The following is a 14,547-nucleotide window of genomic DNA, read 5'->3' as shown; positions in this document are numbered from 1 at the left end:
CTCGCTGCTGCTGCAACCGCTGGTTGAAAACGCGATCAAATATGCCGTCACGCCGAAGGAGGAGGGCGCCGACATCGCGGTGGAGGCGCGGATGGTGCACGGCCGGATCCAGATCCGCGTGTCCGACACCGGACCGGGGTTGAACGAGGCCGTGCCGCGCGCCACCTCTTCGACAGGCGTCGGTCTGGCGAACATTCGCGACCGGCTGGCGCAAGCCTATGGCGCGGACCAGCGCTTCGATATTCAAACGAATCCGGAAGGAGGGTTCACCGTCCTGATCGAAATTCCCTTCCGGCCTGAGTTATTCAAGGAATCTGCATGACGATCCGCACCATCCTCGTCGACGACGAATCCCTCGCGATCCAGGGGCTGCAACTCCGCCTCGAACCGCATGGCGACGTCGAGATCATCGAGACGTGCAGCAACGGGCGCGAAGCGATCCGCGCCATCAAGACCCACAAGCCCGACCTCGTGTTCCTCGACGTCCAGATGCCCGGATTCGACGGTTTCTCGGTGATCCAGGGGCTGATGGAGGTCGAACCGCCGCTGTTCGTGTTCGTCACCGCCTATATGGACCACGCCTTGCGCGCGTTCGAGGCAGACGCCGTCGACTATCTGATGAAGCCGGTGGAAACCGACCGCCTGGCCGACACGCTAGACCGCGTGCGCCAGCGCCTGGCCGCCCGCCGCGGGCAGGAGGAAGCCGGCCGGCTCAAGGAAGTGCTGGCCGAAGTCGCGCCGGACTCGATCGGGGCCATGATCGACGGCAGCAGCGAGGCGCCCGCCGCCAATCGCTTCGAAAAGCTGATCAACATCAAGGACCGCGGGCAGATTTTCCGCGTCGATGTCGACACGATCGAACGCATCGACGCCGCCGGCGATTATATGTGCATCTATACCGGCGACAACACGCTGATCCTGCGCGAAACCATGAAGGATCTCGAAAAGCGGCTGGACCCCCGCCGCTTCCAGCGCGTCCACCGCTCGACCATCGTCAATCTCGATCTGGTCAAGGAAGTGAAGCCGCATACCAATGGCGAATGCTTCCTGGTCCTCGGCTCCGGCGCGCAGGTCAAGGTCAGCCGCAGCTACCGCGACGTGGTGGCGCGCTTCGTGCACTAAGCGCAGCACAAGACCTTGGTTTCTTGCGGGGCCCATGTGCTAGGTTGACCGGGTGAGTGTTACCGACAAGCCGCTCCACGTCGCCGCCGTTCAGATGGCAAGCCGCCCCGGCGCGGTAAGCAAAAATCTCGGTAGCGCCGCGGTGGCTGTGGCGAAAGCAGTTGATGCAGGAGCAGCGCTTGTCCTGCTGCCAGAGCTGATGGCGACTGGGTACCGCATCGCACCGGATATTTGGGAAACTGCGGAGCCAATTGGTGGCCGGATTACAACTTGGCTGCTTGATACTGCAATGCGGTATCGCATCCACTTAGGAACAACCCTTTTGGAGGCGAATGGCGCCGATTTCTACAACACCTTCCTGCTCGCCACGCCCGAGGGCAAGATTGCTGGAACCTTTCGGAAAACCGATCCGGCGTGGATAGAGGCGCGCTATTATCGCGGTCATGCCGGCCCGCATGTCATTGAAACGTCAATCGGCCGGATCGGCGTTGGCATCTGCTATGAAAACTACCTCGGCAAACATGTCCGCGCGCGCGCCGCATCCTCCATCGACCTGCTGCTACAACCGACCGCAGCTGCTACACCGCCTGTTGATTGGCCAATCGGCCAACGTGGTGCGGATGCCTTTGACACGATGTTGAAGACGTTGGCGCAGCGTCGTGCATTGATGCTCGGTGTACCCGTCATCATGTCAAACCTATGCGGTACGCTTGTCTCGCCTCTGCCGGGACGGCTCGGCTCGCTGAGAACCACCTTCCCCGGCGCGTCCTCGATCGTAGATGGGTCGGGAAAAATCGTGGCGATGCTCGCGTCCGAGGAAGGCACCATCGACGCCACAGTCCTGTTGGGGCGTCGCTCGGCGGAAGCCTTAGCATTACCTCAGGGGCAGTGGTCGGTTCCCATGCCTTGGTACGCGCCAGTCTGGCCCGTAGCTCAGGACCTCTCAGCCCGGCGCTATGAACGAGATCCGGCGCGGAAAGCAGCTGCTTCTCGCCGATCCGGACTTCAATACCGCCTCGGCAAAAGGCACATCCAAGCTTGACAAACTACGGGTAAACCGTATACCGCGGTTATGCAGTCGGTCATTGAAACCAACGCCTATCTCTCTGCAGCAAAGGCCGCGGGCATGAGTGCTCAGGAGCAGCAGGCGGTGGTAGACTTGATCGCCGCCAACCCGGAAGCCGGAGAGATCATGCCGGGGTGTGGCGGTGCCAGAAAATTGCGGGTGGCGCGGCCGGGTGGCGGCAAGTCCGGCGGGTACAGGGTCATCACCTATTTCTCAGGGCTGGATGTGCCCGTGTTCCTGCTGACGGTGTTCCCGAAGAACCTGAAATCCAACCTCACCAAGGCCGAGCAGAACACGTTCAGCAAGGCCGTCAAACTACTCACGGACAGTCTGGGAGGCTGACATGGCAAAGCGCGCGTTCAACATGATGATGGCAGGCCTGGAGGACGCCATCGCCCATGCCAAGGGTGAGCCGGACCGGGGCCAGCTGGCCGCACCCCTCGACGTGGCCGCCATCCGCAAGCGTACGGGCAAGACGCAGGATCAGTTTGCGCGCGCGTACCGGCTACCGGTGGGGACGTTGCGCGATTGGGAGCAGCGCCGCAGCCAACCCGATGCGCCAGCGCGGATATTGCTGTCACTGATCGGAGCCGAACCGGAAACGATCGAACGACTGGTGCAGCGCGTCTGATCTCCGGTCATCGAGGCAGGTCGAGCCCTACACCCCTCACGCCCGCCCCGCCACGAACTTCATCGCCACCCCGTTCATGCAATAGCGCAGGCCGGTGGGCTTGGGTCCGTCCTCGAACACATGCCCCTGATGCCCGCCGCAGCGCGCACAATGGACTTCGGTGCGGCTCATGCCCAGCGTCCGGTCGGTCGTGGTCCCGACCGCACCCTTCAACGGCTGCCAGAAGCTCGGCCAGCCGGTGCCGCTGTCGAACTTGGTCCGTGACGAGAACAGCGGCAGGGCGCAGCCCGCGCACTGGAACGTGCCCGCCCGATGCTCGTCGTTGAGCGGGCTGGTAAACGGCGTCTCCGTCCCCTCCTGCCGCAGGACACGGTACGCCGCGGGGGTCAGCCGCTGGCGCCACTGCGCATCGCTCAGCTTGAACGGGAAATCCCCGCGCGGCGCGGCGGTCCCGAACCCGTTCAGCCCGAACAGGCCGATCGCCCCGCCCAGGCCCAGCCCGGCCACGCCCAGAAATCCGCGTCGTGTCGCGTCCATCGTCGATCCTCTTGGTTTCCATCAGGATACGTAAGCGCCCGCGCGCGGGTTACACCCCCCGCCGAAACATCCGGGCCCACGACCAGCCACCACCGGATTTCAGCACGCTGCGCCGGAAAAGCCCGGCCGCGATCCGCACCACCAGCGCGACCCATAGCAACTGCCACAGGATCGCCAGAACATGCGGCCACAGCACCGGGCCCTGCGCCGCGCGCGCCAACATCGCGAACGGGCTGCTCCAGGGGAACAGCGCCGCCGCGATCCCCATCGGCGTATGCGGTGTCGCCAGCGTCGCCGATGCGAATGCCAGCATCCCCATCTGCCCCATCGTCACCGGCAGGGACAGCATCTGCACCTCGCGCGCGGACGCCGCCTGCCCGCCGATCCCCAGGAACAGCCCGCCCAGCAACAGGAACAAGGTGGTGAAATAGGCGAGACCCAGCACCGCGAAGACCGGCCAACCGACCGCCGGTGCCGGGATTGCCGGCCAGCCGCCATGCGCCGCCGCCAGCGACAGCATGGTGACACCCGCGCCGCCCCATACCAGGATGCCGGTGAACGACATGGCCAGCATCGCGAACAGCTTGCCCAGGAAGATCGCATCGACCGGCACCGCCGCCGCCAGCACCTCGATCACCTTGTTCGATTTCTCCTCCACCAGGTTTGACAACAGCATGCTCGCCAGGATCATCGCCAGGAACATCAGCAGCACCTGCGCCCCGCGCGCGATCAGCGTACGCCCGGCGGCATCGGTCCCCTCCGCGCGGCCGACCGCCCGCTCCATCACCACTGCCGGCGCCGACATGCGGTCGCCCAGCGTGCGCAGCGTGCGCGCGGTATCCACGATCAGCCCGATGTCGTCGCGCACCGAATCGATGCCGCCGCGGCTGCCGGTCAGCACCGGCGCATCCAGCCCGCCGGTCAGCACCGCCACCACCACCCGGTTGCGCCCGGCCAGCAGCATCCGCACCTGCCGCTTCGCATCCACCGCCGGCGCCAGCAGTCGCAGGCGCGGCAGCGATCGATCGCCCAGCCGGTGGCGCAGCCGGGCGGCGGCATGCCCGATCGCCGCCATCTGATCCGGCCCGGCCACGATCGCGACCGCCGGGCGCAACGTCTCGCGGTCCTGGCTGGCGCCCAGCGCGCCGAACCCGACGCCCGCCACCACCGGCAGCAGCGGGAACAGCAGGAACATCAGGAATGTCTTGGAAAAGACCGTCGCGACATAATCGCGGCGGGCGATCACCAGCGCGGCGCGCAGCATCGCCCTCATGCCACCGTCTCCACCGGGCGATTCAGTTCGGCCGCGGCCTCCGCGCCGGCGATCGCGACGAACGCATCATGCAGCCCCGGCCGCTCGATCGCCAGCGTCTCGATCCCCGCCCCGCCGTCGATCAGCGCCTTCAACAGCGGCTCGACCCCGCTTTCGGGCAGCGCGAAGCTCCATTCCCCGCCATCCGACCGCGCATCCGGCGGCAGGGCCGCACGCCACGCGCCGTCCCGCGCCCGCGTCCCCAGTCGCACCTGCGGGCGCAGCCGTCCACGCGCCTCCGCCACGCTGCCGTCGAACCGCACCTTGCCACCCGCGATGATCGCGATCCGTTCACACAATCGCTCGGCATGCGCGATGACGTGGGTGGAGAACAGCACCGTCACCCCGTCCGCCGCCTGCGCGCGGATCAGGTCTTCCAGCCGCCCCTGGTTCAGCGCATCCAGCCCGGAAAACGGCTCGTCCAGCACGATCAGCCGCGGGCGGTGGACGATGGTGCCCAGCAACTGCACCGTCTGCGCCATGCCCTTGGACAGCGTCCGGACCGGCTTGCCCGCGCTCTCGCCCAGTCCCGCCTCCGCCAGCAACGCGTCGGCTCGCATCCGGCCCTCCTTGATCGGCAACCCGCGCAGCGCGCCCATGAACGCGATCGCCTCGCGCGCGGTCATCGCCGGGTACAGCCCGCGTTCCTCGGGCAGATATCCGACGCGGTGCGCCGCGCGGATCGGCCGCGCCTCGCCCAGCAACGTCCGGGTCCCAGCATCCGGATCGATGATCCCCAGCAACATGCGCAGCGTCGTCGTCTTGCCCGCGCCGTTCGGCCCCAGCACGCCAAAGATGGCGCCCGCCGGCACGCGCAGCGACACCCCGTCCACCGCACGCTTGCCCCCGAACCGCTTGATCAGCCCTTCGGCCTCGATCGCGTTCATCTCGTCCTTGCCTACCCTTTTCCTGAACCCGTCCGGTTCGAGCCTGTCGAGAACCCAGCCCCAAAACCTTGCGCCGGCAAGCCGTTCTCGACAAGCTCGAACCGAACGGATCTTGGAAGACGGCCCCCGGCGTCACAAACCGCCACCAACCCCTTTACCGCGCCCCGCATCCCAGCCACATCCCGGCGGTGTCCGACACGCTCGAAACCCGCCTGAAACAGGAAGCCGCCGCGCTCGGCTTCGCGGCCTGCGGTATCGCGCGGGCCGATGCCACGCCGCGCACCGCGGCCCGGCTGGCCGCCTGGCTGGCCGATGGCGCGCATGGCGACATGCTCTGGATGGCGGACCGCGCGGAGCAGCGCGGCACGCCCGCTGCGCTCTGGCCGCAGGTGCGCAGCGTCGTGATGCTCGGCATGAGCTACGCCCCCCCGGTCGACCCGCGCGCGCTGGAGGCGGAAAGTCAGATCGGCCGGATCAGCGCCTATGCCCGGGGCCAGGACTATCACGACATCGTCAAGAAGGCGCTGAAAGCGCTTGCGCGCTGGCTGGTCGCGGCCGGCGGCGGCGATCTCAAGGTCTTTGTCGATACCGCCCCGGTCATGGAAAAACCGCTGGCGGAGGCCGCCGGCCTTGGCTGGCAGGGCAAGCACACCAACCTCGTCAGCCGCAGCGACGGCAGCTGGCTGCTGCTCGGCGCGATCATGACCACGCTCGATCTTGCGCCCGATGCGCCCGCGCGCGACACCTGCGGCCGCTGCGACGCGTGCCAGCGCGCCTGCCCGACCGATGCCTTCCCGGCGCCCTATCGGCTCGATGCCCGCCGCTGCATCTCCTATCTGACGATCGAGGCGAAGGGGCCGATTCCGCGCGAATTCCGTGCCGCGATCGGCAACCGCCTCTATGGCTGCGACGATTGCCTTGCGGTCTGCCCCTGGAACAAGTTCGCCGCCACCGCCGCCGCCAACCGTGCCTTCGCCGCCCGCGCCGAATTGGCCGCGCCCGAGGTCGCCGACATCCTCCAGCTCGATGACGCCGCCTTTCGCCAGGTCTTCTCCGGCTCCCCCATCAAGCGCATCGGCCGCGACCGCATGGTCCGCAACGCCGCCATCGTGGCCGGCAATGGCGACGCCCGCACCGTGCCGCAGTTGCTGGCGCTGTTGGACGATCCGGCGCCCATCGTCCGCGGTGCCGCGATCTGGGCGCTCGGGCGGCTCGACCAAGGGCGCTTCGCGGCGGAATGCCGCACCCGACTGCCACTGGAAACCGATCCCGACGTCCGCAGCGAATGGACTGGTGCGGAGATGTCACCGATGCGTCCGAATGCGCCCGATCAACGCTGAACCGGGTGCGCCCGGCCAGGTCGGGTGAACTCCCGCCGCAGACCGGACCTATCCCGGAACCCGTCGCTTCTGCGCGATCATCGCATCCAGGATGTCCGTCAAACTCGCCAGCGTCGCCACCGTCAGCGCGCGCGTCGCATCCGTCGCGGGCAGCAGGTCGGGCACCATGATCGTGGCCATGCCGGCCGCCGCCGCCGCGCGGATGCCGTTCGGAGAATCCTCCACCGCCAGACAGTGCGCCGGCCGCACGCCCAGCCGCTCCGCCGCCAGCAGATAGGGGTCGGGCGCCGGTTTCGGGTTCGCCACGTCGCTGCGCGTCACCACCACGTCGAAATGGTCGATCAATCCCGCCGCCATCAGGAACGCCTCCGCCGCCGGGCTGGCGGTGGAGGTCGCGATCGCACGCGGCACGCCTTCGCTGCGAAGGTGATCCAGCAGACCGATCACCCCCGGCCGCAACGGCACCCCCGCCGCCGCCAGCCCTTCGAAGCGCGCATCGGCGTCGGCGTAGAAAGGCTCGATCGGGAACTCCGCGCCCAGCCGTTCGATCAGGGTCACGCGGTTGCGGTCGCGGTGCACCCCCACCAGTTCTGCGAACAGCGCCGCGTCGATCCGATATCCCAGCGCCCCCGCCGCCGCGCCCATCGCTTCATGATGCAACCGCTCGGTATCCAGCAGCGTCCCGTCCATGTCGAAGATCACCGCGTCCAGCGGGTCGGGCAGGAAGGATGGGGTCATGATCAAGGGGGTCCGCGGCCAGGGAGTCGCGCCTTACTAGCCGGCATTCCGCGGCAGGCAAGCCGATCGACGCCCCTCCCCAAACGCGCCCGCCGCCGCTACACCGGCCGTCTCCCCGCAGCCGAGACCCCGCACCACCATGTCCACACCCCTCAAACTCTTCTTCGACGGCGGTTGCCGCCCCAATCCGGGCCGGATGTCGGTCGCCGCGGTCACCCGCGGCATCGCCTATGTCGAAACCGATGTCGGCCGCGGCAGCAACAGCGATGCCGAATGGCTGGCGCTGCTGCACGCGATGGAGGTTGGCAAGCGGCTCGGCGCGACCGATCTCGTGCTGCTCGGCGATTCGATGCTGGTGGTGGGTCAGGCCAATGGCACCGCCAAATGCCGCAGCCCGGACCTGCGCGTCCACCTTGCCCGCTTCGACGCGCTGAAGGGCAGCTTCACCCGGCTGCGGATCCGCCACACAGGGCGCACCAGCAACCTGGCCGGTATCGCCCTGGAACGCGCGCTGGCCGCGGAGGCCGCCGACGCCCACCGGGCGGAGATCGGCGCATGATCCGCCGCGCGCTGCTGCTCGCGCTCGCTGCGCTGGCCGTCGCGCCCGGGGCGACCGCAGGCACGGCGACGGCGGGGAAGGTGCTGGTCCGGCTCGACACCACGGTCGGGTCGATCACGCTCGCGCTCGACCGTCGCCACGCGCCGATTACGACCGCCAATTTCCTGCGCTACATCGATGAGAAGCGGCTGGTCGGCACCGCCTTCTACCGCGCCAGCCGGGTCGGGCGCGGCGACCGCGGGCTGATCCAGGGCGGCACCCGCAACGGCTTTCCCCGCGTCCTGCCGCCGATCGCGCACGAACCCACCAGCCGCACCGGCCTCCGCCACGTCACCGGCACCATCTCGATGTCGCGCGAGAAACCGGGCAGCGCGACCGGCGATTTCTTCATCACGATCGGCGCGATGCCCACCTACGACGCCCACGGCAAGGATCCCGGCTACGCCGCCTTCGGCCAGGTCGTCGCCGGCATGCCCACCGTCCGCCGCATCCTCGCCGCCCCCACGACGAAGCATTCCGGCTATGAAGGCATGCGCAACCAGATGATCACCAACCCCATCCGCATCACCGGCACCGCCCGCGTGGGGTGACGCGGAGCCATCTGTCGACGCAGCGTCGCGGATCACCGATCCAGACCAGGTGTTCACCATGGTGCAACCGATACCGGCGCACGTGGACATCATCGACTCCTGACTCCTGCGGCGGCGGACGCCTGCCGGTGCGTGGCTCGCAAACCCGCGGCTCCTGCACGCGCGGCGGATGCAATCGTCGTCGCCGAGGTGATGGGTGTCGACGATCGCGACACCGGCGTCCGGAGCTACCGGCTGCGCGTATCCGGCAGCTGGAAGGCACGCCTTTCGGGCATCATCGCCGTGCGTAGCGAGACGACGACATGCCGGGCCGAACTGACCGATCGGCAGCGTTATCTAGTCTATCTGAAGCGGGTGGGCCGGACATACTGGACCGACGGTTGCGCGGGTAATCTGCCGCTCTTGCGCGCAAAGCCGGCGATTGCGGTGCTCGGCCGGCCGTTCGCGGGATCATAGCGCCCCCTCAAAACCCCTCCGGCATCTCCACCGGCCCTACCACCTCGCAATAGCGGGCGATGGCGTAGCGGTCGGTCATGCCGGCGATGAAATCGGCGATGTGCCGCCCGCGTGCGGGGTCCTCCGCGGGCAGGCGCGTGCGCCAGCCTTCGGGGAGCAGCGCCGGATCGGCGCGGTAGGCCGCGGCCAGCCCCGCCACTACGTCCTGTGCGCGATCGGCCACCGCCAGCTGGTGGGGATGGTGGTACAGATTGGCGTACATATAGCGTTTGAACGCGCGCTCATCCGCCGCCATCGCATCGGAAAAGCCGATCAGTGCATGGCCGGCGGCGCGGACCGCGTCGGCGCTTCGCGGAGCCGCCGCCGCGATCCGCGCCTGGCTGGCCGCGATCAAGTCGTTCACCATCCGCCCGATCTGTTCGCGGACCAGTTCGGGGATACAGCGTTCCGGCGGCAGATCCGACAGGCGCGCGCGCACCGCGGCCCAGCCCGGCGCGACCAACGGCTGCGCCACCAGGCCGTCCAGGTCGATCAGCCCCGCCCGCAATCCGTCGTCGATATCGTGATTATCATAGGCGATGTCGTCCGCGATCGCGGCGACTTGCGCCTCCAGGCTCGGCCAGCTGTCCAGATCGAGCGGCATCTCCGCATCGGCTTCCGCCAGCGCCCAGCCCGGATGCCGCACCGGCCCGTTATGCTTGGCCAGCCCCTCCAGCGTTTCCCAGCTCAGGTTCAGACCCGGCCAGCGCGGATAGGGCATCTCGATCGCGGTCAGGACGCGCAGCGTATGCGCATTATGGTCAAACCCGCCGATGTCCAGCGTTGCGGCCTTCAACGCCGCTTCCCCCGCATGGCCGAACGGCGGATGCCCGATGTCGTGCGCCAGGCACAGCGCCTCCGTCAGATCCTCGTTCAGCCCCAGCACGCGCGCGATCGTGCGCCCGATCTGCGCCACTTCCAGGCTATGGGTCAGGCGGACGCGGAAATGATCGCCATCGGGCGCGACGAACACCTGCGTCTTGTGGCGCAGGCGGCGGAACGCGATCGAATGGACGATGCGGTCACGGTCGCGCTGGAACGCATCGCGTGCGCCGCGCGTCCCGCGATCCGCCTCGGCATGCGCCCGCCCGCGGCTGGCATGCGGATCGGCGGCATATGGTGCGGTGCTCATGCCGCCCGCCTTGGCCGCTGCGCCATGACAAGTCGACCCCGGCCAGGCCGCGATTCCGTTGCGGCTACCGGGATGCGACCGTCTCCACCACGGTTCCGGCCGGGCTGGTATAGGTGAACGCGTTCATCCCCGCGCCGCTCGCCTTGTTGACGAACGCCTGAGCCTCGTCGTCCGACTTGAACGGGCCGACCAGCAAACGGTTGGTGGCGCGCAGCGGCGTCGTGTACGGCGTCCGCCCGTTCAGCAGCGCGGGATATTTCGCCTTCACGACGCCCCACGCCTGCGGCAGCGTGGCCTTGTTGGCACCGCCCGCCACCTGCACCCAATGGCGTTCCGGCAGCTTGGCCGCTGCCTTGGCGGTCGCGGCCCTGCCGCCCTTGCCCGCGTCAGCCAGCTTGGCCTTCTGCACCTTGGTCAGGCTTGCGACGCTGACATCGCCCCTGGTCTTGATACCCAGCGCCCTCTTCTCGGCCGCCGTCAGCACCGGCGCGGCATCCGTGTCCAGCGCCGCCAGCTTCGCCTTCTGCACCTTGGTCAGGCTCGCGACGCTCACGTCGCCCTTCGTCTTGATGCCCAGCGCCGTCTTCTCGGCCGCGGTCAGCACCGGCGCGGCATCCATGTCCGGCGCCGCCAGCTTCGCCTTCTGCACCTTGGTCAGGCTCGCGACGCTCACGTCGCCCTTCGTCTTGATGCCCAGCGCCGTCTTCTCCGCCGCGGTCAGCACCGGAGCGGCGTCCGTATCCAGCGCCGCCAGCTTCGCCTTCTGCACCTTGGTCAGGCTCGCGACGCTGACATCGCCTTTGGTCTTGATGCCCAGCGCCGTCTTCTCGGCCGGCGTCAGCACCGTTGCGGCATCCGTATCCAGCGCCGCCAGCTTCGCCTTCTGCACCTTGGTCAGACTCGCGACGCTCACGTCGCCCTTCGTCTTGATGCCCAGCGCCGTCTTCTCCGCCGACGACAGCGTGGGGACCGCGTCCGTATCGACGGCGGCCAGCCTCGCCTTCTGCGTCCTGGTCAGGCTGGCGACGCGGACATCACCCGCGGTGCGGAGCCCGAGCTTCGCCTTCTCCGCGCGCGTCAACACCGGGCCCGGGTCCACGAGCGAGGTGGGCGCCGCGCCGGTCCTCGCCGCGGTCGCAGCGGGGCGGACCACCGGCTTCGCCACCACCATCGGCGGTATCGCGGTCGCAACGGCGGGCGTGGGTGCCGGTGCACGGGCGGCGGCGGGTGTCGACGGCGATCCGGACACCGGCCTGGCCGCGGGCCCCGCCGTCACCATCCGCACCGTGTCCGCCGGCAACGACTCGGCGACCGGGGGCCGCGCGCTCGCCACCGGGGCGGTCACCGTCTGCGCCGGCGCGGTCGCGGCGGCGGGCATCATCATCGCGGTACGCTCGCCCGCGGGCATCATCGGTCCGGTCGCGCCCACCACCGTCGGGGTTGCGGTCGCAAGGCGCGCCGGGTTCGACGCCGGCGCGGATATCGGTGCGGGGGCCGGCACGGTCGTCGCGGCCACTGCGCGGTTCAACGATGCCGCGCTGTCGGTTGCCGGGGCGGTCGTAGGTACCGGCGTCGCCACCGGCGCCGGCGTTGGCGCGGCGACCGTGGTCGCGACCGGCGCGCCACCGCGTGCCGCCGCGCGGTTCAGGTCCGCCGCGCTGTTCGTCGCCGCCGGCGGAACCGGCACGCGTCGCGGCGCCACGGCCGCCAGCTGCGTTCCGGCGGGTCGCACCGCCGGGAACCGCCCGAAATGCACCGCCGCCGCCTTTTCCGCCGCGGTCAGGCTACCCAGCCGTTGCAGATAGGGCGTCATCGCCGCCGCCTGCGTCGGGATCATCAACTGGTTCGCGCGCCGGATCGCCCCCGCTGGATCGCCGGTCATCGCCAGTACGAACGTCGCCGCGCGCCACGCCGCCTTGTCCTGTCGCCGCAGCAACGGATCCAGGATCGCCATCGCCGCGGCCCGGTCGCCGCCAATCGCAGTCGACAGCGCCAGTCGCCGGGTGGTTTCGTCATCCTTCTTCACCGCCAGCGCCGCGCGGTAATCCGCCTGCGCCAGCCGCGTCTGTCCGCGCAGGTCATAGGCCAACCCGCGATCCGCCCCGATCGCCGACACCGGGATGCCGGCCGCGATCGCGGCATCGAACAGCTGCAACGCCTGCTTCGGCTGCTCCTGCTGCACCGCCGCCGCGGCCAGCCCCGCCTTCACCCGGCCGTCGCGCGGCGCCACTTCCTCCGCGCGCCCCAGAAAGCCGATGCCGGCATTGGCATCCCCCATCGCCAGCGCCGCCTGCCCCGCACCGATCAACGCACTCAGGTTGCGCGGATCGGTCGACAGCAGGCGGAGGTAGCGGCTGAGCAAAGTCGACGGGTCGTTCGGGTCCCGTTCCAGCGTCAAGGTGCCCGACGGAAAGTTGCCCTCCGCCTGCGCCCATGCGGGCACTGCCAGCGGCGTGGTCGCCAGCAGCAGGGTCAGGGACAGGAGGAAGCGGCGCGCGGTCTTGCTCTGCATCGGAATCATACTCCCTGGATGCCGCAACGCCGCCCCACGCGACAGGGACCAGGCCCGTCGCCGCGACCAGCCGTTTCGGGCGTTCGATGAATCCCCGCAGTCGTCAAAAAGGCGCCCGATCGACTGACCGGGCGCCCTGTCGAGGCCGTGATCGGCGGCCGACGGGGTCGCCCCCTACTGGTTGTTCTGCCGGTTCAAGAAGCGCGGGATGTCGAGCGGATCACGGCCGCGCGCCGGGTCCGGCTCCTCCTCGCCCGGGACCTTCGCGGCGCCGCGTGCGATGTTCGACATGCGTTCGAACAATGTGCCGCCATCGCGGCCGGCGCGCGGTGCCGGGGTGGACGGCGCCGCCTGCCCGGCCTCGTTCATCCAGCGACGGCTCGCGGCCAGATCGGCCTCGCTCGGTTCGCCCGGCTGCGGTGGCAACGGATTGCTGGCGACCGGCGGCGTCAGGATGGTCTCGCTGCCCAGCAACAGCTCATCCTCGCTCGGCACGCCGTGGCCAACGGTCGGCGCCGGCTCGGTCGGTGCCGTCGCGGTCTGGCCATGCGCCGGCCCGGCGGGCTGGGTGATCGACACCGCCGCCGCGATCGGCGCGGACGCTGCGGACGTCATCGGCAGGACCGGGGTCGGCGCCTGCGCCTCGCTGCGCGCGGGCGCGCCACGATGCGTATTGAACGCGAACGCCTTGGCCGGTTCCGCCATCGTCGCGGGTTCCGCCTCGATCCCGGTCGCCACCACCGATACCCGGATCTTGCCCTCCAGATCGTTGTTGAACGCCGAACCCCAGATGATGTTCGCATCCGGATCGACCAGTTCACGGATGTGGTTCGCGGCCTCGTCGACCTCCATCAGGCGCATGTCCTCGCCGCCGGTGATCGATACGATCACGCCCTTGGCGCCCTTCATGCTGACGCCGTCCAGCAACGGGTTGGCGATCGCCTTTTCCGCCGCCTCGATCGCGCGATTGTCGCCGCCGGCCTCGCCGGTGCCCATCATCGCCTTGCCCATTTCGGACATGACGGACCGCACGTCCGCGAAATCCAGGTTGATCAGGCCCGGCATCACCATCAGGTCGGTGATCCCGCGCACGCCCTGTTGCAGCACCTCGTCCGCCATCTGGAACGCTTCCTTGAAGGTCGTGTTCGGATTGGCGATCAGGAACAGATTCTGGTTCGGGATGACGATCAGCGTATCGACATGCTTCTGCAGCTCCTCGATCCCCGCGTCCGCCGCCTTCATCCGGCGGCTCCCTTCGAAGCTGAACGGCTTGGTCACGACGCCGACGGTCAGGATGCCGCGATCCCGCGCCGCCTTCGCAATCACCGGGGCCGCGCCCGTGCCGGTACCGCCGCCCATGCCCGCCGCGATGAAGCACATATGCGCCCCGTCCAGGCTCTTCTCCAGTTGCTCGATCGTCTCCTCGGCCGCCGCGCGCCCGATTTCCGGCCGCGACCCCGCGCCCAGGCCCTGCGTGATCTTCAGGCCCAGCTGGATCCGGCGTTCGGCGGTGCTGTGATTCAGCGCCTGCGCATCGGTGTTGGCGACGATGAAATCGACACCCTGCACGTCCGAACGGATCATGTTGGCGATGGCATTGCCGCCCGCGCCACCGACGCCGATCAC

16 protein-coding genes are annotated in these 14,547 nt (G+C 69.0%); 9 read left to right on the top strand and 7 right to left on the bottom strand.

The window, feature by feature from the left end; all coding sequences use genetic code 11:
• The 5 genes from VF649_RS07375 to VF649_RS07355 all read left to right on the top strand — a co-directional run.
• A partial coding sequence (locus VF649_RS07375) for a sensor histidine kinase (protein ID WP_331011317.1) occupies positions 1-322 on the top strand: 322 nt, incomplete at its 5' end.
• A complete protein-coding gene (locus VF649_RS07370; protein ID WP_331011316.1) occupies positions 319-1,122 on the top strand; it encodes a LytTR family DNA-binding domain-containing protein in 804 nt (267 codons plus the stop codon). The genes VF649_RS07375 and VF649_RS07370, both read left to right, overlap by 4 nt.
• A 52-nt stretch (positions 1,123-1,174) precedes the next feature.
• Positions 1,175-2,164: a carbon-nitrogen hydrolase family protein gene (locus VF649_RS07365; RefSeq protein ID WP_331011315.1), complete on the top strand. Its 990-nt coding sequence runs from the start codon at positions 1,175-1,177 to the stop codon at positions 2,162-2,164.
• 30 nt (positions 2,165-2,194) lie between these two features.
• The gene (locus VF649_RS07360; RefSeq protein WP_331011314.1) at positions 2,195-2,530 is read left to right on the top strand and encodes a type II toxin-antitoxin system RelE/ParE family toxin; all 336 of its coding nucleotides are present in this window, start codon (positions 2,195-2,197) and stop codon (positions 2,528-2,530) included.
• 1 nt (position 2,531) lies between these two features.
• Positions 2,532-2,819, top strand: coding sequence for a transcriptional regulator (locus VF649_RS07355; protein WP_331011313.1), 288 nt, complete (start codon positions 2,532-2,534; stop codon positions 2,817-2,819).
• 36 nt (positions 2,820-2,855) lie between these two features.
• On the opposite strand, the gene msrB is transcribed toward VF649_RS07355, so the two are convergent.
• From msrB to VF649_RS07340, 3 genes are read right to left on the bottom strand one after another with little or no spacing between them, the layout of a single operon-like run.
• The gene (gene msrB, locus VF649_RS07350; protein ID WP_331011312.1) at positions 2,856-3,356 is read right to left on the bottom strand and encodes a peptide-methionine (R)-S-oxide reductase MsrB; all 501 of its coding nucleotides are present in this window, start codon (positions 3,354-3,356) and stop codon (positions 2,856-2,858) included.
• Between the two features lie 49 nt (positions 3,357-3,405).
• Positions 3,406-4,629 carry an ABC transporter permease gene (locus VF649_RS07345; RefSeq protein ID WP_331011311.1) on the bottom strand — a complete coding sequence of 408 codons (1,224 nt, stop codon included), beginning with the start codon at positions 4,627-4,629 and terminating at the stop codon, positions 3,406-3,408.
• Positions 4,626-5,555: an ABC transporter ATP-binding protein gene (locus VF649_RS07340; RefSeq protein WP_331011310.1), complete on the bottom strand. Its 930-nt coding sequence runs from the start codon at positions 5,553-5,555 to the stop codon at positions 4,626-4,628. Before VF649_RS07340 ends, VF649_RS07345 begins: the two co-directional genes overlap by 4 nt.
• Before the next feature lie 188 nt (positions 5,556-5,743).
• On the opposite strand from VF649_RS07340, the gene queG reads away from it, so the two are divergent.
• Positions 5,744-6,895 carry a tRNA epoxyqueuosine(34) reductase QueG gene (queG, locus tag VF649_RS07335; RefSeq protein ID WP_331011309.1) on the top strand — a complete coding sequence of 384 codons (1,152 nt, stop codon included), beginning with the start codon at positions 5,744-5,746 and terminating at the stop codon, positions 6,893-6,895.
• A 48-nt stretch (positions 6,896-6,943) separates the two neighbouring features.
• Here queG and VF649_RS07330 read toward each other — a convergent pair whose 3' ends face one another.
• Positions 6,944-7,633 (bottom strand): HAD family phosphatase, encoded by a 690-nt coding sequence (locus tag VF649_RS07330; RefSeq protein WP_331011308.1) that lies wholly within the window; start codon positions 7,631-7,633, stop codon positions 6,944-6,946.
• Positions 7,634-7,772: 139 nt separating this feature from the next.
• On the opposite strand from VF649_RS07330, the gene VF649_RS07325 reads away from it, so the two are divergent.
• From VF649_RS07325 to VF649_RS07315, 3 genes are all read left to right on the top strand, one after another.
• Positions 7,773-8,192, top strand: coding sequence for a reverse transcriptase-like protein (locus VF649_RS07325; RefSeq protein WP_331011307.1), 420 nt, complete (start codon positions 7,773-7,775; stop codon positions 8,190-8,192).
• The gene (locus VF649_RS07320; RefSeq protein WP_331011306.1) at positions 8,189-8,782 is read left to right on the top strand and encodes a peptidylprolyl isomerase; all 594 of its coding nucleotides are present in this window, start codon (positions 8,189-8,191) and stop codon (positions 8,780-8,782) included. Before VF649_RS07325 ends, VF649_RS07320 begins: the two co-directional genes overlap by 4 nt.
• A 132-nt stretch (positions 8,783-8,914) precedes the next feature.
• Positions 8,915-9,238: a hypothetical protein gene (locus tag VF649_RS07315; RefSeq protein ID WP_331011305.1), complete on the top strand. Its 324-nt coding sequence runs from the start codon at positions 8,915-8,917 to the stop codon at positions 9,236-9,238.
• Between the two features lie 7 nt (positions 9,239-9,245).
• On the opposite strand, the gene VF649_RS07310 is transcribed toward VF649_RS07315, so the two are convergent.
• From VF649_RS07310 to ftsZ, 3 genes are all read right to left on the bottom strand, one after another.
• The gene (locus VF649_RS07310) at positions 9,246-10,409 is read right to left on the bottom strand and encodes a deoxyguanosinetriphosphate triphosphohydrolase (RefSeq protein ID WP_331011304.1); all 1,164 of its coding nucleotides are present in this window, start codon (positions 10,407-10,409) and stop codon (positions 9,246-9,248) included.
• Positions 10,410-10,473: 64 nt separating this feature from the next.
• On the bottom strand, positions 10,474-12,921 hold the full coding sequence (locus tag VF649_RS07305) for an SPOR domain-containing protein (protein WP_331011303.1): 2,448 nt from the start codon (positions 12,919-12,921) through the stop codon (positions 10,474-10,476).
• A gap of 174 nt (positions 12,922-13,095) precedes the next feature.
• The coding region (gene ftsZ, locus VF649_RS07300) for a cell division protein FtsZ (RefSeq protein ID WP_331011302.1) at positions 13,096-14,547 on the bottom strand (1,452 nt) is incomplete at its 5' end.

The sequence above is a fragment of the Sphingomonas sp. genome, from assembly GCF_036387535.1.
Lineage (GTDB): Bacteria > Pseudomonadota > Alphaproteobacteria > Sphingomonadales > Sphingomonadaceae > Sphingomonas_R.
The sequence above is the reverse complement of the archived record's forward strand: the minus strand, read 5'-3'. Positions and strand labels throughout refer to the sequence as shown.